The 19,198-nt window shown below is 57.7% G+C and carries 12 protein-coding genes and 2 pseudogenes; 8 read left to right on the forward strand and 6 right to left on the reverse strand.

The window, feature by feature from the left end; genetic code table 11:
* Positions 1-583: tetratricopeptide repeat protein (locus GDA65_00005; protein ID MBA5861081.1), on the reverse strand; the 583-nt coding region annotated here is incomplete at its 3' end.
* 320 nt (positions 584-903) lie between these two features.
* Between GDA65_00005 and GDA65_00010 the strand changes: the two genes are divergently transcribed.
* The 4 genes and pseudogenes from GDA65_00010 to GDA65_00025 all read left to right on the forward strand — a co-directional run bounded on the left by GDA65_00010 (position 904) and on the right by GDA65_00025 (position 4,237).
* Positions 904-1,479 (forward strand): hypothetical protein, encoded by a 576-nt coding sequence (locus GDA65_00010; GenBank protein ID MBA5861082.1) that lies wholly within the window; start codon positions 904-906, stop codon positions 1,477-1,479.
* 75 nt (positions 1,480-1,554) lie between these two features.
* Positions 1,555-2,739: pseudogene (locus GDA65_00015) on the forward strand (IS21 family transposase).
* Entirely contained in the window at positions 2,730-3,512 is a 783-nt protein-coding gene (locus tag GDA65_00020) for an AAA family ATPase (GenBank protein ID MBA5861083.1), read from the forward strand. The pseudogene GDA65_00015 and the gene GDA65_00020 overlap by 10 nt, the downstream one beginning before the upstream one ends.
* A gap of 248 nt (positions 3,513-3,760) precedes the next feature.
* On the forward strand, positions 3,761-4,237 hold the full coding sequence (locus tag GDA65_00025) for a transposase (GenBank protein MBA5861084.1): 477 nt from the start codon (positions 3,761-3,763) through the stop codon (positions 4,235-4,237).
* A 681-nt stretch (positions 4,238-4,918) separates the two neighbouring features.
* On the opposite strand, the gene GDA65_00030 is transcribed toward GDA65_00025, so the two are convergent.
* The 4 genes and pseudogenes from GDA65_00030 to GDA65_00045 all read right to left on the reverse strand — a co-directional run bounded on the left by GDA65_00030 (position 4,919) and on the right by GDA65_00045 (position 13,689).
* Positions 4,919-5,296: a hypothetical protein gene (locus tag GDA65_00030; protein ID MBA5861085.1), complete on the reverse strand. Its 378-nt coding sequence runs from the start codon at positions 5,294-5,296 to the stop codon at positions 4,919-4,921.
* Positions 5,297-5,383: 87 nt separating this feature from the next.
* Positions 5,384-6,493 (reverse strand): annotated as a pseudogene (locus GDA65_00035) (IS3 family transposase).
* 396 nt (positions 6,494-6,889) lie between these two features.
* Complete coding sequence (locus tag GDA65_00040; GenBank protein ID MBA5861086.1) at positions 6,890-7,372, reverse strand: hypothetical protein; 483 nt, start codon at positions 7,370-7,372, stop codon at positions 6,890-6,892.
* Positions 7,357-13,689 carry a hypothetical protein gene (locus GDA65_00045; GenBank protein MBA5861087.1) on the reverse strand — a complete coding sequence of 2,111 codons (6,333 nt, stop codon included), beginning with the start codon at positions 13,687-13,689 and terminating at the stop codon, positions 7,357-7,359. Before GDA65_00045 ends, GDA65_00040 begins: the two co-directional genes overlap by 16 nt.
* A gap of 59 nt (positions 13,690-13,748) precedes the next feature.
* Between GDA65_00045 and GDA65_00050 the strand changes: the two genes are divergently transcribed.
* Together GDA65_00050 and GDA65_00055 are read left to right on the forward strand one after the other, a co-directional pair.
* Positions 13,749-15,308 carry an IS21 family transposase gene (locus GDA65_00050; protein MBA5861088.1) on the forward strand — a complete coding sequence of 520 codons (1,560 nt, stop codon included), beginning with the start codon at positions 13,749-13,751 and terminating at the stop codon, positions 15,306-15,308.
* The gene (locus GDA65_00055) at positions 15,308-16,072 is read left to right on the forward strand and encodes an AAA family ATPase (protein ID MBA5861089.1); all 765 of its coding nucleotides are present in this window, start codon (positions 15,308-15,310) and stop codon (positions 16,070-16,072) included. Before GDA65_00050 ends, GDA65_00055 begins: the two co-directional genes overlap by 1 nt.
* On the opposite strand, the gene GDA65_00060 is transcribed toward GDA65_00055, so the two are convergent.
* Positions 16,002-17,183 (reverse strand): hypothetical protein, encoded by a 1,182-nt coding sequence (locus GDA65_00060; GenBank protein MBA5861090.1) that lies wholly within the window; start codon positions 17,181-17,183, stop codon positions 16,002-16,004. The genes GDA65_00055 and GDA65_00060 overlap by 71 nt on opposite strands.
* Positions 17,184-17,590: 407 nt before the next feature.
* Here GDA65_00060 and GDA65_00065 point away from each other — a divergent pair, with 407 nt between their 5' ends.
* Positions 17,591-18,259, forward strand: a complete 669-nt coding sequence (locus tag GDA65_00065; protein MBA5861091.1) for a winged helix-turn-helix transcriptional regulator — start codon at positions 17,591-17,593, stop codon at positions 18,257-18,259.
* Positions 18,210-18,989: a hypothetical protein gene (locus GDA65_00070; GenBank protein MBA5861092.1), complete on the forward strand. Its 780-nt coding sequence runs from the start codon at positions 18,210-18,212 to the stop codon at positions 18,987-18,989. The genes GDA65_00065 and GDA65_00070 overlap by 50 nt, the downstream gene beginning before the upstream one ends.
* Positions 18,990-19,198: the final 209 nt, after the last annotated feature.

Raw genomic sequence — 19,198 nt, forward strand, 5'->3', positions numbered from 1 at the left:
CCTCTTTGAGCTTGGCGTTTTGGAACCGGAGCGAAATGGGCTGACTGGATCCGCCAAACATCTTCGTGGAGCGCTGTTGTGCCGTGATCTCGGTAATGTGGGTCAGGGCCTGCGTCAGATTCGGATCGAGTTCGACGGCCCGTTCATAGGCTGTGAGGGCCTCTTCGGAGCGGCCCAGGTTGAGCAGCTTATCGGCCGTGTGCAGTTGATCGTTCGCTTCCTTCAGTCGAAGCGCATCGGCCATACCCGTATGGTGCTCGAGTTTCGTCGGATCAAGCCCCAGCGCGGCCTTAAACTCAGTCAGGGCATCCGCGATGCGACGCTCCTCCAATGCCCGACGTCCATTGGTGTAGTGGGGGCCCGCCGCCTGTTGCTTGGCGATCTCAAGTTTGTTTTTGAGGGCTTCATCGAAGGGGTCCGTCTTGAGGGCGTCCCGATAGGCCACTACGGCCTTATCCCATTCACCCTCCTCGGCCAGGCGCTCCGCGCGTCGCAAGGTGGGTGACGCGCAACCGGTCAATAGGGTGACCATAAGGGCCAGAGCCGTGATGCCATACCATGGTCGCGAAGCAGGTTCCCGCATACAGCAGTTCTCCAAGAAAATTGTCCTGTGCTGAACAAAAATCCGGCGGATCTAGAAATCTCACTCGAGAACAGGCATGGCCGGGAATCAGTGTCAGCAAGACCCTGTCATGTTTAACCTGAGAAGTTCTGAGCGACAATCACCCCAGTAGTAGGGACTCAAAAGAAGGGAGAGGAAGTCCTCCAGGAGACAACGAAAGGGATTTCGAAGAAGTGGAGGCAGGAAACAAGCTTGTTAACGATTCTCTCACTAAGAGGCCTGCTCGCAGAAAATCCCCCTAGCAGGCTGTTGACAAACCCTCTCCTCCGCCCGCCGCAAATATGATAAGAGAGGCGTCCATCAGGAGGATCCTCCCTATGATGGGTACAGCCGATCCGCAGCCGTCGATGTTCTACCACATCAATCTGGAGCAGTTTGTGACCGCCGATCACCCGATGCGGAAGATCCGGCCGTTGATCGATACGGAACGAATCCGACAGCTCTGCGAGCCGCTCTATGCAGACACTGGCCGGCCGTCGATTCCACCGGAGCAGCTGTTTCTGGCCCTCCTAGGCGGCTATCTCCTGGGCGTGACCTCCGAGCGGGCCTTGGTGCGCGAGCTCACAGGGAACCTGGTCCTCCGCTGGTTTGTGGGGCTGGACTTGGATCAGACGCCATGGGACCACTCCACGTTCTCGCAGAACCGGACGCGGCGCTTTACGGAGAGCGGTCTGCTCGAACAGTTGTTTGATGAGACCGTGGCGCTGGCGATCAAGCAGAAACTGGTCTCGCATCATACGACCCTGGACGGCACGCTCGTGCAGGCCAATGCGTCGCACAAGAGCTTCGTGCCCATGGAAGTGTTCCTGAAGCCGGAGGAGTACAAGCTGTCAGCACCGATGATAGAAGTCTCCTGAACACCGAACTAGGAAGTCCCCTTCACAGCGACCACAATGTCCCTCGAGTCATGGCTACCATGGGAGGAGGGACGGATGCTGACAAAGGAGGGCTTTATCGTGATTCAGGCGCTCATCCGACAAGGAGTGTATCTCTGCGACATCGCGCGACAACTCGGCGTGCATCCGAAAACCGTCCGGCGGGCGCTCTTGCGTGGCCGCGCGCCAGATGGGCGCCGGGGGCGGCGACGTAGTCAGCTCGATCCCTATCGAGCCGACATCGACCGGCTCCTCACGGCCGGGGTGTGGAACGCTGTGGTGATCTTCCGCGAATTGCAGGCGAAGGGATATGCCGGGCAGCTCTCGATTCTACGGGACTACATTCGACCGAAGCGAACACTCCGTCCCAGCCGGGCGACCGTGCGGTTTGAAACCGAGCCCGGCCACCAGATGCAGAGTGACTGGGCGGTCATCCAGAGCGAGATTGCCGGCCGACCGACGACGGTGGCCTTTATCGTCAACACGCTGGGCTTCTCTCGCCGCATTCATTTCTGGTGCAGTCACTCGACCGATGCTGAACATACCTACGAGGGCCTGATCGGGCCTTCGAATGGTTCGGCGGCGTCCCGCACGAAGTGCTGGTCGATAATCAGAAGGCGGCGGTGTTGGAGCACCCACGTGGCGGCCTGGTGCAGTTCCATCCACGATTCCTCGATCTGGCCGGCCACTACGGCTTCGTCCCGAAAGCCTCTCGTCCGGCCCGGGCTCAGACGAAGGGCAAGGACGAGCGGATGGTGGGCTATATCAAACACCACTTCTTCGTCCGCTATCGCCAGTTCGAGAGTTGGGCCCATCTCAATCAGGTGGCGGAGCACTGGCTGCGGGAGGAAGCGGACCAACGCCGCCACGGCACCGTCCATCAGATTGTCGCCGAGCGGTTTGCGACCGAGGCGCCCGCCCTGCAGCCGCTCCCGCCCCCAGCGCTACGACACGTCCTATTGGGAACTCCGGCAAGTCAGTTGGGATACCTATATTGAGGTGCGCGGGAATCGCTACAGTGTCCCCGCCGCTCTCGCTGGCCGCCGCGTCTCGGTCCGGCTGTCGCTCGACGAGGTGTTGAGCGTCTTCGAGGGGGAGACCTGCGTGGCTCGTCATGCCCTCGTCCCCGCCACGGCCGGCTGGGTCACCGTTCCCGAGCACCATGCGGCGCTCTGGGCCTCCACGATGGAGGTTGAGCATCGTCCGCTGAGTGTCTACGAGGAGGTGAGCACATGGAGTTAACGCACCTCCTCGAACGCCTCAAGATGGAGCACCTGCTCACGCAACTCGATGGCGTCTGTGAGCAGGCCGCCAAAAGCGATCTGGACTATCAAGGATTTCTCGCCCGCGCCTTGGAAGTCGAATGGCACGGCCGCCAGCAGCGCGGGATTGAAAGTCGGTTGAAGCTCGCGCGGTTCCCGTGGCTCAAGACGCTCGACCAGTTTGAATTTGAGTTCCAACCCTCGATCGATCGGAAGGTGATCCGGGAACTCGCGGGACTGAGTTTTGTCGACCGGACGGAGAACGTCATTCTGCTGGGGCCGCCCGGCGTCGGCAAAACGCATCTGGCGATTGCCCTTGGTATCAAGGCCGTCGAAGGGGGCGCTTCCGTCTTCTTCTTGACCCTAGAGACTCTCATGAGCCGCCTCGTCCGGGCACGCCATGAAAATCGATTGGAGCGAACGTTACAACAGTTGGCCTACCCCCGGTTGCTGATCCTGGATGAACTTGGCTATCTCCCGCTCTCCCGGGATGAAGCCAGTCTCTTCTTCCGCCTGCTCGTCCGCCGCTACGAGCGGGGCAGCCTCATCGTGACCAGCAATAAAAGCTTTGCGGATTGGGGCGAGGTCTTCAATGACCACGTGCTGGCGACGGCGATCCTGGACCGCCTCCTCCATCACGCGACCACGATTAATATCAAAGGCGAGAGCTACCGGCTTCGGGAAAAGAAAAAGGCCGGGCTCCTGGGACGGCGTTCGATCGCGGCCGACGAGGCCACCGAGGGCCCCACCTGATCCTCGCCAGTGGACAAGAAGACCGGTGAAGAGGGGACATTCTACATCGGTGATTTCGGGACAACCATCATCGGTGTTGACACAAGCGGCGGATTCGCTCGCTGGATACGGACGCGGCGCCAGAGCCGCCCCAGGATCCGGGCAATCCCACGGTCCTGTTTCGCGGCGAGCGGCGGTCCAATCAGACGCATGTCTCCACCACCGATCCCGACGCCAAACTGGCGAACAAGGGGAATGGGACGGCCGCGATGGTGGGCTATACCGTCAATGGATTGATGGAGAATCGCCATCGGCTCCTGCTGGGGATCAATGTCGAATCGTTTCGAGGGCCGGCTTCCGAGATGGACGGCGGGCGGGCGTTGCTGGATCGGTTTCATGCGACGCAGGATCTTCGGATTCAGACGGTGGGGGCGGATAAAGGCTATTTTGCCAAGCCGTTTCTGACCGCCCTCGTGCGCCGGCGGATCACCCCACACATTGCGGCCAAGACGACGGGACGAGAGGCCATCCATCAGCGGGTGCGTCGGCTGAGTCGGACCGTGGGCTATCGCCTCTCGCAACGGGCGCGCAAGAAGATCGAAGAACTCTGGGGCGAGGCGAAATGCTGGCACGGGTTCCGGCGGTTTCAGCGACGGGGACTGCGGCAGGTTCGAGACGAAGCGTATCTGATGGGCTGGCTGCTGAATCTGAAACGGCTGGCGAACATACTCCCGGCCCCGGCCTAGAGGGGGCACACGGCGACTAGGGCTATGCGGTGGGGGCATGAGAGAGCAGACAATGGACGGCTCACACTCCATGCCGGACAGACCAATCGCCCAACAGAGACCTGAGTGAGTACCGCCGTGACAGTGAAACCGTTTCAAAAGCTAGTTTGTCAACAGCTTGCTAGACTGCACAAACAACGCAGAAATTGTGGGGCGCATTCGGGTTTTGCATAAGCAGCCTGAAGGGGTGGCATGACAGCCTGATGAGGCAGTCGCTATGCAATACACCACACTCGAGAATACCTACCTGATCTGCCATCGATGTGAATGGCAAACGACGCGAACCTAAAGGTCGACGGGCAGCGGGTGCATGTGGCGTCCGTGCTTCGGAGGAGCGGGGTGGCATGCCCCATTGTGCTGAGACTCTGCCACCGAACAATCATGCCGAAGAAGGAAATCGCCGGCAGACGCGGGTGATCGTAGAAGCATTACGGCTTCCCAGGCACTACGTCTGTCGTGTCAAGTTGGAAATTTGACAGCAGCCGCGCCTCTGGCGACGCGCAGGCCCCTGAGACTGATTCGCAAGGCGGCGGACTCGCTGTATACTTAACAGCACTCGAAATGGTCAATTCTTACCATTGGGGTGACTCAGCAGCCATTCAAACTGGACAGGCGCCTGGAATTGCATTTCATTCGCGTTTATTATGGCACGACGTTGTAAAGATCACTTAAATAGTTATGCACTCTCCTGGCATAGTACGCCTTCATATGGGGGTTGAAGTCAGATTGCTCCCCTTCAATCTCAGCTAGAAACTGATGAAGGTCTTCCCGTAACTCAGTCAACTTCAGTCCCGCAACCAACTTAGCTGTAGACATAGTCTCCGGTTCCTTCCGAAGCGCCAACCATGTACGTAGTGCTTCTACAAACACACCACGCGTTTCTGGGTCCTGGGCAAGAAGCCTCTCCATGTGCTCTTTGAGGTACGCATATGTCGCCTCTCCGGATTCTGGGGCGGGACTCCGCTGCATTATGTATAACATCCATGTTGTTAATTCTTTTTTATTTATGGCAAGTATCATATTCCTCTGATTGCCTCACCTGGAATCGACAAATAAACTGGCACCTCTAGATCTCCTCCTGACATTGGCCCCATTCTGAGACGGTTCTTAACCAGAGCAGAGAGCTTCTTCGACGGTCGGTTGTCCCTGACGTTGTGCGACGAACTCATTCGGGGTCAGGTGCCCAAGCGAGCTGTGAGGCCGACGCTGATTGTAGTCCACCCGCCAGGCTTCGATGAGGGCCTGCGCCTCGGCCAACGAGGCGAACTGATGCACGTTCAAGCACTCGTCCCGTAGGCGCCCGTTAAACGATTCAATAAACGCATTTTCCACGGGTTTGCCCGGTCAGTTGGACGCCTCGCCGATAGGCCCAATCCTCCAAGGCGCGCGATTGGAATTCCGTCCCATGATCCACCGTGATCGAGCGGGGCACCGCTGGTGTGTCCAGGACACGATCAAGCACCTGCCCGACCATCTCTCCCGTCATCCGAAACCCTACCTCTAGTATAGGACTGTGCCGACTCCAATTATCCACGACCGTGAAGATCCGAAACGATCGCCCGTCTGCGAGGGTATCATGCACAAAGTCCATGCTCCAGCGCTCGGTCGGGCCCATCGGTACCGGAGCTGGGCCTCGGTGCAACGCGATATGCTTTCGTCTCCGCACTCGCATCCGCAGCTGGAGCCCATCGAGCCGATACAAGCGGCGAACGCGCTTGCGATTGATGAGCCACCCCTCACGCCGCAGCAAGACCCAAATCCGCATGTAGCCAAACCGAGGCCGCGCATGAGCCAAATCACGAATGCGCAGCCGAAGCGCCGACTGATCTTTCGCGCGGCTGCGTCGATACCACGAGGCTCGACCAAACTGTGCTAAGCGACAGGCCCGCGCACAGCTCACCTGAAACGTCCCGTGAAACCACTGGGCCAGTTCCCGGCGGCGGGCGGGCCTTAGACTTTTTTTCGCAGGGCCTCCGACAGCATGTGCTTATCCAGCGAGAGGTCGGCCACCAGCCGTTTGAGCCGGGCGTTCTCCTCTTCCACCTGCTGCAGCCGCCGGAGTTCGCTCACGCCCAGATGCGCGTATTTCTTTTTCCAGGCGTAGAAGGTTTGCTCGGCAACGCCCAGCTGCCGACAGACATCGCCAACCGGGGTGCCACTCTCGGCCTGTCGGATGGCATACACGATCTGCTCTTCGGAAAATCGTGACCGCTTCATCGATCCACTCCTTTCGTCGGGGACCGCCGAAGCCGCCATTCTACTCTCGTTTTAGATTGCCGTCGTTTTCCGGGGAGACGTCACTCCGGCATACGGTCCTCGCTCACTGGAGTCGCTCCAGTCCAATCGTGGAGGCGAGGGGACGGGGCCTCGTTCCATCACGCTGATCATGGGACAGAATTCCAATCGCGCGCACTCGAAGACTGGTCCTATATGCGAGATGTCCAGAGCGGCTTCATAGATAGGGCAAACCGGGGGAAAATGCCTTCAATGGATCATTCATTAATGGGCACATGCGTGATAAGCGCTTGAACGTGTTCAGTTCGCCTCACTGGCCGAAGCACAAGTAGTCCTCGACGCATGGCGGCTCGACGACAAGACACGCCCCCGCAACCGCTACTGAACTTTGAGCTGATTTGGAATAAACAATTGACCAGTTTTCTCTATGACGGGAATATTCCCTTGCCAATTGTTTTCAAATTTTCGAGGAATAAAAAATAACCCTTTATCGGACAGCAACCAATGAGGAGTGAAACTTCGACCAGAACGGGCATATTCATTTACTTGCTCAGAATATCGGGCAAAGATCTCGCCTGTCACAGCCTCAACGGTTACTCCATTACGCAGAGTATTTGGATCACTTCTTGGTGCTCCCACAATGGGATCCTCCGCCTTACATTCTCCTGGTGATATTTTCGTAATACGTTTTCGAGCACCATTTCCGAATACAGAAGTGACCACGACCGGCATGTTGTAACCATTACACAGCACCGGACTATACATAATGTCGCAGCTCGGCAGGACCAGCAGCCCTGCTGTAGCGACTAATCTCAGGAAGTGCATGTTCTTCACAGTATCCTCTACTAGAAACCAGACCATGGGGACCCTTTGCCGGTCGAGTAATTGTCGGCTCCGATTTCGAACGGATTAGCCTCATGCGGTCCACCGGTCAGGAGATAAAGAGGGATGAACAGTGGTCCCAGAACCTCTTGTTGAATACCATGCCCACCCTCGTGTCGTCCTAGATTAATCTGCTGGTGGCCCTCGTATGGACTCGGCCCCTTATAATCGGGCGTAAAAGGAATGCCGTCGCCGTCCACTCCGCCCATTAAGGTAATGGCTCCCAAGCGAATCCCACCCCTCATTAATGGAGCATTCCAGAACTGGAAGCCACCATTGCCAAACGCATATCCCATGCCTTCGCCGCCCATTAGCATGACAGGTCCAGCTGCTATCGCATTCAGGAGTAAGTATCCTGTACCTATCAGCGTATTTGGACCACTCCAAATAGGCCCGGTGGTGCGGTCAATGATTCCTTGCGAATTATAGTAGCCAGTCAACGCGCCTGTTGCTCCACCCATAAGCGCCCCTTGAAGCACACTGCCTCCACCGATTGCCGCATTTACGGCTCCGTTGACCATCCCCCCGGCAATTCCCGCCATCACCATGTCGCCTGGGACCGCGAGGTTTGCCACACCACCAGCCAATCCTCCTACTCCACCAGCCAATGTGGAACGCAAGATATTGGCTCTCTTACCTTGTGACTGGACCAGTGCGGCACGGGTCGCTCCAGATGCCATGCCACCACAAATAGGTCCACACGCAAAATTTCCTATCGTCCCTGCGGCGACTGGAACCGTTGTATTCCTTGTGGCAGGATCGAGAAATTGCATGAGCATAGGATTGATCGCCCACCCGATTGCTCGTGCCCATGGTTTGTCAAACACTCGATCGAGGAATTTGCCAATCTTAAGGTGTCCCGTCGGATCCGTATATCGAAAGGGATTGTTTCCGGCATAGGTGTAGCGATTCAAATCTTGGGGATCTCTGGGATTGGGCACGAGGGTATCGGCACTAAGGAACCGTCCCAGCGTAGGATCATAGTACCGCGCCTCGTAGTAGTAGAGGTTCGTAATGCGGTCAAGTTCCTTGCTTGTGTACTTGTACGGCGTATCGATGGCGGGGGTGCTGGACGAGCTGTTTGAACGAGTTGCTCCGTAGGGAAAGTACGTGACGCCTTGTACTTTCGCACCTACACTATCTGTGATCACACTCGATGAGCCTAGGTGGTCCACATGGTAATAGTAGATAGCACCACTGGCGCCGATGGTCGCAATGCGCACACTCCCAGCAAAAATCATTCGCGAGCAACTGACGTTGTCGCACTCATAGAGTTTGCTGATGTACCGCGTCGTGGTGCTTCCCTCGATCTTCTTGACCCGTCCCCCGTCGCCGTCATAGACAAAGGTGGTGGTTTGGCCCGCCATCGTCACCGTTAAGGGCTTGTTCTCGAGATTGTAGGCCAGCGTCCGGTCCGCCCCAGCAGTCATATTGCCGTTCGCATCGTAACTATACGTTTTGCCACCGGCCGTGGTGACCGCATGCGGCCGCACACTGCTTGCTCCACTCGCGGGGTACGCATAGATGCCCACCTGCGTGTTAAAGGTGAGGTTGCCGAGTTCATCATAGGTATAGGTCAGAGACGCATTCGCGCCATTCGTCCCATAGGGTCCATTGGCCAAAGTCAACCGACTGAGCCCGTCATAGCTCAGGTGCTGATCCCCGGCTCCTCCCGTCACCAGGTTGTCGTAGATATCGCTGACATTGCCATCCACGGTGTAGACATACCGGAGATCCTGATAGGCCGTGCCACTACTGCCGCCTCCACTGCCTATGGGCAGGACAATCGTGGGCATGAACACGGTGTTGTCACAGGCTGAGGTGGTCAGCTTATTGGTCACAAAATCAAGCTGATCTCCCGTGGCTACCGTATTGGACAGATTGAAGCTGTAGCCGGTAGTATCCCCGGCGGCAATGGTCTGCTGCCACAGGATCGTCCCGTTCTTCTTGATAGTCACCTGAACGCCATCAATTCCGCAGGAGGTGTCGCCATCAAACGTCGTGCCGGTGACCTGCACAGTACCAGCAGCAGGCGCCACCCAGCGGCGCACGGCATCGGTGCTGTTACCCGGATGCCCGCCATCGTTCCACAGGCCGATATAGCCGTCCGTTCCGCTCCAAAAATTGCCGTTCCAGGTGAGCTGGGCTCCCGTTGAGCTCAGGTAGTACCAGCCCTGCTGACCCTGCACCCCAGAGAAGTCCGCCACGGCACTATAGGTCGCGCTACTACCACCGCCGCCCCCAGAGGTCGTCAGGACAATCGTGGGCATGAACACGGTGTTGTCACAGGCTGAGGTGGTCAGCTTATTGGTCACAAAATCAAGCTGATCGCCCGTCACCACCGTATTGGAGAGGTTGAAGCTGTAGCCGGTGGTATCTCCCGCCGCAATGGTCTGTTGCCAGAGGACCGTCCCGTTTTTCTTGATGGTCACCTGAACGCCATCAATCCCGCAGGAGGTGTCCCCATCAAACGTCGTGCCGGTGATCTGGATACTGCCGGCAGCAGGCGCCACCCAGCGGCGCACGGCATCGGTGCTGTTGCCCGGATGCCCGCCATCGTTCCACAGGCCGATATAGCCGTCCGTTCCGCTCCAAAAATTGCCATTCCAGGTGAGCTGGGCTCCCGTTGAGCTCAGGTAGTACCAGCCATGGAAGCCCTGCGTGCCGGAAAAATCAGCCACAGCACTATAGGTGGTACTGGATCCCCCTCCACCTCCTCCGCCACCAGAACCTGGGCCAGTGGTTGTTAGGGTACAGAGCCGAAAGTTCTGCTGACTGCAGACGGTATTGCTGGCATTGGCATAGGTCATCGTGCTGGATACGCCGTTGCCATAGGTCGTCGTGCCGGCCTGCCCAAGCGCATTGTAGTTGCTATACTGAATATAGGTGGTGGTGCCTTCAAACACCCTGTCCAACACTGGCCCATTGTAGGCATAACCAATGGTCTTCGCAGGGGTGCTCGGATAGGTCACCGTCAGGAGCCGCCCAAGCCCGTCATAGGTACTTTGTGTGGTATAAGTCATGCCATCTAAGGTTTTATCAGTCTGAAGAATCCGCCCGACACTGTCGTACTGAAACGCCACTATCCCTGAGGCATCGACGACCTGTTGCAATCGCCCCTTTCGGTTATTTGTGGATCCGTCATAGGTGTAGCGGACATCCCCGGAGCCGATGGCCTTCTGCGTCGTGAAGTCCTTTTGCACCCGACGGTTGAGCGCATCATACTGAAACCACAGCACTTGGCCTTTGGCGTCAGTCTGCTTGATCAAATTCCCTGCCGCATCGTACAGGTAACTCCAATTCCCCATGTCGGGGTCATGCATGGCGGTCTTCCGACCTAAGGTGTCGTAGGTCATAGTGGAGACGTTGCCCTTGGCATCCGTCACGGACAGAAGATTGCCCTGTACGTCATACTGATAAGTGGTCGTGGCATAGGGGGTGCCGGTCGCCGTGTCACAAGTACTCGTGGTGCTTTGATATTCATCGACACGAACCGTCCGGCCATAGGCATCCTTGGTCTCGCGCTTTCGGTGATCGGCGGCATCAATGGTGACGGTCACCCAGTCGCTAAAGCAGGCCAAGCCCCGGGTGCCATCGGGGTTGTCGATTCGCGTGACACGCCCTAGCGCGTCATAACTCGTCGTGGTCCACCGGCCCGTCACCGATTCGAGCGTTTTGAAATAAGACAAGCTCTTCTTTCGAACGGCGGCACGGCTGTCGTATTGCACCTCGGTCACAATGGTCTTGCCATCTGGGCCTGTCGATTCTTTTTTGACCGTTCGGCCGAGGCCATCAAAATAAGTGGCACTAGTGAGTGTCGCCGCAAGACCAGCCCCAGACGTGCTCGTCAACACGTGCTGAGTGCTGAGGCTGAAGCCCGGTCCGTAGTTATAGGTGACAGTGGTGATAAGACCATCCGGCGAGGTGATCTTCGTTTTACGGCCCAAAGCGTCATATTCGGTTGTCATGACCTGTCCATTGGCATCCGTCAGGCTCTTGACCTGCCCGTAGAGGCCCTTGTCCGTCAGTATGCCATCGACGCCGTAATACTGGGTCGACGTGCCATGGCCAAGCGGATTGCTGGCAGTTTTGGCGAAGGTATTGCTCGTATCGTAGCTTACCGTGCTGGTTTGGCCCAAGGCGTCGCGGGTGCAGGTCAAGTTGCCGAAAGCATCGTAGGCCATCCTAGTCTCTGGACTAATGCCGCCGTTGAGCCAGCGAACCATCCGGGTGACATGCCCTTTGGTTGGCACTTGATTCACGGACGCGGTGGCACAACTCGTCGTGCCGTCGTAGTAGAGATCGGTCTGAGCAACCAAGTTCGCCGAAGCCGTCCCGATGCCGGCATAGACAGACTCGCGAGTCTGAAGTCCCACAATCCAGTCTGTGGTATTCATCCCAAAGACACGATAGATCGAACGGTCGTCACTCGTCGTTGCAAGGTCTCCATGGTGATACTCCATTGTCACATTGCCGTAATCGTCATAGGCGGGGGCATATCCGGACGTGATTGGAAAAACCACACGGGTTTGTTTGGCCCCGTTGTCAATTGACGAATCCACTTGCGCAATGGGGGTAAAGAACGGTGCGACGCCGTCCACATCAGCGACATAGGTGGTAGTAGTCTCGCTGTAGACCTTACCGGTCGCATCGGTGACCTTGCTGCGATAGGGCAGGCCTTTGGTGTAACCATTCGTCACCGCGGGATTATTCGCCCCTACGGCGGCATCGTTGCCTTGATGAAACCAGATTTCCGTGACGGCTTGCTCGCCTGCCAGTCCGACAGGGCCAGTCACTTTGGCATAGTTAAAGCCGCGGAAGTCTCGCTCCGCGAGATGATGATATCCACCGGCGTATGTATAGTTCGTTGTTGCCGATAAACCTGCACACGTTTCCGTCGCACTCACCCAGTTGTCACAGGTTGCAATTGAAGAGACTGTTTGAAGCGGGTAGGGCAACTGCGTATTGCTGTACTGTGTCGAGGGAGTGTAGGAAAGGGTGCTAGTACCGGTCAGTCCGTTCGAAACTATCACCAGCAAATCGACGGTACCGGGGTAAGACCCAGACCGTGCGATGGACACCTGCCCACTCTCTTGACAGAACAGGTCATGTTTTCCGTCACCCGTAACATCTCCTACGCCGAAAATCCCCGTCGCACACCAAATGCCTAGCCATGAGGGGACATCAGGAACAGCGACGCTGCTAGACAAAGCAATTTGTATCGTACCACCGGGGGAATAACACCACAGATCGTCTTTGCCGTCGCCATTAAAATCACTGCCGCCTGAGGGAATTCCGTTGCTACACCAACCGCTCCGCCAAACGCCGCCATCGACAAAGGCATTCGTACCGTTTGAGTAAGCAACCGAGGTATTCCCTCCACTATGGCACCAGATGTCGGTGAGCCCATCACCATTGAAATCCGAGAGACCGAACGGCGTACCATCTGAACACCAATTGCTCAACCATACATTGCCGCCGGTGAACGAATTGGTTCCATTCGAAAGAGCGACCGAGGTGCTGCCCCCGCCATGGCACCACAAGTCCGTTTTGCCGTCGCCATTGAGATCTCCAACACCAAAGGGTGTGCTACCTGTACACCAATTCGACATCCAATTAGTGGATGTCTGGAATGCTGCGCCTGTAGAAAGAGCTACAGTTACTTGCGCAAAGGTCCCACCGCGGATTTGACACCAGAGGTCTTGCTTGCCATCGCCATTAAAGTCTCCTATGCCCACTGCAGGAGTATATGAGGGAAGAGCCCCACAAATTGGATCCAGCCAGTTCGTTGGAGTAGAGAAGGTTCCTGCCACGGCTGTTCCAGTCGCGATTGAAGCTCGCCAGTTTATTAATGGGTCACACGTGGCCATGCCTATCGGACCGCAGTTGCGAGGTTGTTCATACCAGCTCACACATCCAAGATCCATCTTCCCGTCACCATTAAAGTCGCCAACTCGTTGAACTGAGCACCCACTAAAAACATTACTTCCGGCAGTGAGTGCCCCTACCCCATCGGAAATGGCGACAGAAAACCCATTGCTGGTGTTTCGGCACCACAGATCTTGTTTGCCATCTCCATTGAAGTCACTGGCGTTGAACTGAGAACCTCCTGCGTATTCCGACCCAAGCCGGCCACTGATTCCGACGCAAGTCGGCCACCCGTTCCGACGGAACGCGGCCACTGATTCCGAGCCGAAGTCAGCCACTATTTCGAGCTTTCTCGGAATCGGCGGCCGACATCCCTCGGAATAAGCCGGCGATCCGCCACGGGCTCCTTTCGGAGCCGTCCGCGACACAGGTCCTCGTTCATCTTCGGTATGGTGCCTGCTCCATTTTTCTTGTGGAGGAGGGACCGATGCCAGCGGAGCGAGTGACCATGCGCAAGATCAAAGACATTCTGCGACTCAAATGGGCCTGCGGGCTCAGTAACCGACAAGTCGCGGCCAGTTGTGGGGTGGCGCGCAGTACGGTAGCGGAAACGCTCTATCGTGCCAAGGCGGCTGGGCTGTCGTGGCCGTTGCCGGAGGAGCTGGATGACGCGCAGCTGGAAACCCGGCTGTATCCAGCGGCCCCGTGTCCTACGGCGGCACCGCGGGCCGTGCCGGATTGGGCCACGCTGCATCAGGAGTTGACGCGGAAGGGTGTCACCCTGGCGCTGCTGTGGCAGGAATATAAAGCGCAGCATCCGGACGGCTACCAGTACAGCCGCTTTTGTGATCTCTATGGGGCCTGGCGCGCGACCCTGGATCGCTGTCTCCGCCAGGAGCATCGGGCCGGCGAGAAGCTCTTCGTCGATTATGCGGGCCAGACCGTGCCGGTCCAAGACCGACGCACGGGCGAACTCCGGCAGGCCCAAATCTTCGTCGCGGTGTGGGGCGCCTCCAACTACACCTACGCGGAGGCGACCTGGACGCAAACGCTGCCCGATTGGATCGGGGCGCACGTGCGGGCGTTTGCCTTCTTTGGCGGCGTGCCGCAGATCGTCGTGCCCGACAACTTGCGCAGCGGCGTCACCAAGGCCTGTCGGTATGAACCGGAGTTGAATCCCACCTATGCGGCGCTCGCGCACCACTACGGGGTCGCGGTGATCCCAGCTCGGGTGCGGAAACCGCGGGACAAGGCCAAGGTCGAAGCGGGCGTGCTGCTCGTGGAGCGCTGGATCCTCGCCCGGCTGCGCCATCAGCCCTTCTTCAGTCTGGCGGAACTGAACGCCACGCTCGCCGGATGCCTCGACAGCCTGAACACCCGTCCCTTCAAAAAGCTCCCCGGCTGTCGGCGGTCCGTCTTCGAGACCGTAGACCGGCCGGCGCTGCAGCCGCTCCCGCTCGAGCCCTACGTCTATGCCGAGTGGCGCATCGCGCGGGTGAATATCGATTCGCACGTGGAGATCGAGGGCCACTCCTACAGTGTGCCGTCGCCCTTGGTGCACCGGGCCTTGGATATACGGCTCACGGCGACCACCGTGGAATGCTTCCACAAAAGCCAGCGTGTGGCCAGCCATCTGCGAAGTATTGAACGCGGCCGACACACCACCGTCGCCGCACATCTCCCGTCAGCGCACCAACGGTATCTGGCGTGGTCGCCGTCGCGGCTCATTCAATGGGCGGAGACCATCGGGCCCGCCACGGCGGCGGTGGTGGACACGCTCTTGACTCGACGCCGGCATCCCGAACAAGGCTATCGCTCGTGCCTCGGGGTGTTGCGGCTGGAACGCCTCTACGGCTCGGCGCGGCTGGAAGCGGCGTGTCATCGCGCCCAGGCGATCGACGCGGTCGCCTACAAGAGTGTCCAGTCGATCCTCAAGACCGGGCTCGACCAGCAGCCGCTCCCTGAGCCGGCCCCGACCATCCCGCTCCCGATCGAGCACGACCATCTGCGCGGCACCACCTATTACCAACACGAAGGAGGTTTGTAATGTTACGCCATCCCACACTCGCGACGCTGGAGGCCCTGAAGCTCACGGGCATGGCCACCGCCCTGACGGAACAACTGGAGATGCCCGACGTGCAGCGGCTGAGCTTCGAGGAGCGCTTGGGGCTGTTAGTCGATCGGGAACGAACCACCCAGGAGAATCGACGACTGATCCGCCGCCTCGCCCAGGCCCGGCTCCCCGGCAGCGCCACGTTGGAAGATCTCGATTATCGCCATCCGCGGGGGCTCGACAAAGGCGTGATCGCGTCCCTGGCGACCGGCCAGTGGATTCGCAGTCACGACAATGTGTTGATCGTGGGCCCGACCGGGGCCGGCAAGACGTACCTGGCCTGTGCCTTGGCGCAGATGGCTTGTCGGCTGGGCTGCTCCGCCTTGTATCTGCGACTGCCGCGGTTCTTCCGGGAACTGGCCGTGGCTAAAGGCGATGGCCGGTATGGGCGCGTACTCCGGAGTCTCGCCAAGACCGACCTCGTGGTCCTGGATGATTGGGGCTTGGCTCCCTTAACTGACGAGCATCGCCGCGATCTGTTGGAACTCCTCGACGATCGGCATGGACGGCGGGCCACCATCATAGCCAGTCAACTCCCGGTCGATCACTGGCATGCGGCCATCGGCGAGCCGACGCTGGCAGACGCCATTCTTGACCGGCTCGTGCACAACGCCTATAAGATCACGCTCAAAGGAGAGTCCATGCGCAAACGACTGGCGAAATCGGACGGAAGTCGGCCACTGCGGACAGACCACTGAGGCCCTGCGTCGCGGGGCTCCGAGGGGTGGCCGGATTCGCTCGGAATCGGCGGTCGGATTCAGCGGAATATGCACCTCCCGAGCACCAGCCGCTCAATGACGCGACACCTTGTGCAAATGTTTGGGATTCTTGTTTGTACCTAAAGCTGACAATCGGCAATTTTGATGCGCTGGACGCATTGATAATCGCCCCAGTACCATCAATAATTGCATCGCTTCCAAATTGTTCTACCCCAACCAAAATGGAGGCTCCAGAGCCATAGCTAAGATCATAGCCCAAACGATAAGCTCGTACTAATTGTGACATGGACTGGTTCGACCAAACTGTCACACTCTTGAGCCGTCGCTCCGTCCGCACAGGGTACTTGCTTGTAAACATCAACGTGGCTATATCTGGCCGAGCTTCAAGGTGGAACTTAACCACACCAGACGGCGCTAGGGTGCCATTCCCCGTATAATCGATACGGTCAGGGTAGCGCTGATTTGTCGTGCCATCGGTTTGATAAGAGACTGTCATGTAGTTTCCATCTCTGTCCTCTACCCTTTCCAATCCCCACATGAAAATTTTCGTAGAATCCACGGGGTCATCCATTCGTGACATCGATGAGGTTCCGAATAAGTATTTCGTTCCATTCTTATCTGTAACTTCCCATCCTCCACTAGCAAGATGCCGGACACGCAAGAACCCCCCTTCGACCTTCGCACGATATTCGTCACTCAGAGCCGGAGGCGGCGCGGGAACGAGATCGGCCGACATTGCATACAATCGGATCACGTAATCGTTTTTTGAATAATCCACTCCAAAACGTGTTTGTCGCTCAATCGCGCCCAGCTCCAGCTTCCAGCCTATACCCACCCATCCATTCCCATTGCTGCTAGAATAGGTCAGTGCCAAGTTCGGCTGTACGCCATGCCGACCAGGCGGAACTTCGATTGGAATACTCATCGTCGCCACACCTGTGAAGGGATCTGCGTGGACAGCCCCACCCGGCACTCCAATAGGCATTTCAGTATCTGCCTCTTTCGCAAGCGCAATTGCGCTGAGGCTGATTGACGCAATGAAGGCCATGACGAATATCAGAGCTGGCAAACCGCGACGATCGAGACGCATGTGAAGCTCCTTGCTCTGGGGCAACGTTGTCTATACACACGGAAGCTGCATCGCGACAGAGGTTACGGGAAGCCGTTCCGCAACCACAATCACCCCAAATGGATGTACACCCATCTGAGGGCCTGCGCTCATAATGTGCGGGGGCTATCTAGGCAAGAGATTCATCAAGGGCCTATGCGAGAGGGGGAGAAACTTTCCAAATGGGGCCTTCACGGGAAACACCCTCTCCCGGAAGTGCATTCCACTGAAGGACGTTACAGCTACGTGAGACCGCACGTTGCTCACTCAGAAGCAGGGGCCACCGAAGGTGGGATTGAGGGTTGCTCTTCACGCCTGTAGACTCACCCGAGTGCCTGTCATCGGGCAAAAATGGTGTCAGCCTTAATTTACAGCGATGACAAATTCTGATGGCTACACAAGAATCTAGTTCGCCGAATGCCGACAATGGAGAGCTGGGTCGAATCAGTCAAGCCGGCCTTGTCCTCTTGTCCACCACGCTTCAAGTTGTGTATTTGAATCCGGAAGCCCGCGTGCTCCTCCAGGAATTCGCCCTTCGTCCAGTGCCATCTACTGACCTACCTGCTGCAATCCGATCATTCTGCCAGGAGGTGATGCGGAGGCTGCCCACGTCTCCCGAGTCAATGGCCTGGGAGGGATTGCGCCACTCACGCGTAACCTCCTCCCGCTCTCGTCCGATGCTCCTCCGTGCATTTGGCGTCCCTGCGCCAGGTCACGAAGGTGCCGGACAACTCATCCTCCTGATTGAACCGGCTCAGCCAACCTCTCACACGCTTGCTCCTCACTTACCCCCGACCACGCCGATTTACCTGACACCACGAGAGGAATCTGTCACGCGGTACCTCTTGGAAGGCCTCACGAACAAAGAAATTGCGAACAAGCTGAGCATCAGCGAGCATACGGTGAAGGATCACCTGAAACGCTTGATGAAGAAGACTCGGGTGACGACTCGAACTGCCGTGGTCAGTCGACTGCTGGGTGACCACCGCCTGCTCGCTCAACTCGTGAATGGAAACGCCCCTTCCGCGGACCAGGACATTCATGATCTCGCGGTGTAATCACGCTCCGCCCCATGATCTCCCCATACCGCGAATGGCACCGGCAGCAGTCCTCACCGTCCTAACACTACCGCTGCTGGTCGTACCGACTACCTTCGCCACGGGCACCCTCTTTGAATGCGCGGATGCCGGTGGCAAGACAGTATTCACAGACAGTCCCCGTCAGTTTCTTTCCTGTCACGCCGTAAATCTTCTGTCGCCTAAGAGCTCGACAGGACCGTTGCCTCCGACCAGCATGCGGCTTTCCCCTAATGCTCCGCAGCATGTCGGTACAACGCCCTCGGCTCCGCTCGTATTGGACAAATCCCAGACCACCGCCGTCCCAGTGGAACGCTTGGGAAGTATCCTCGTTGTCATGGCCACCTTGAATGACTCCACACAGGCACGACTCATTGTCGATACCGGTGCGTCGCAGACCATCATTTCGCGTCGACTCGCTATAGAGCTTGGATTGTCTTCGACCGCCTATGCAACACACGTCTTGCTGCACACAGCAAGCGGGTCCGTTCAGGTGGACGCGGTGATACTTGATGCAATTCGCATCGGCGGGGCAGAGCTCAGGAATAGCCAGGTTTTAATTCACGACCTTCCCGACCTTCCATTTACGGTTGACGGGCTCTTGGGATTGAGCTTTTTGGAGGCGTATCAGATTACCCTCGACAGCAGCCGAGGAGAATTGCACTTGAGGCCGACGTCGGTTCAATCATCTGAAGCCTCGGATCACAAATAACTATTCCTCGCTCTGCGTTTTGGGATTGGCTCGTGAGAGGGGGACCAGAATCGCCGCTGTCGCTGCTAGTAGCACGCCTCCGCAGCGTCCTAATGCCTCCTTTTGTATTGGCGTAGCAAGACAGATTTGACAGCGAAACATCCAGCCCTGTTCTCTAATGACGTATGTGGTTGTTTTTGTAAAAACAAGGTGCGCCCGATGGCGTCGTT

The organism is Nitrospira sp. CR1.1, from assembly GCA_014055465.1.
GTDB lineage: Bacteria > Nitrospirota > Nitrospiria > Nitrospirales > Nitrospiraceae > Nitrospira_A.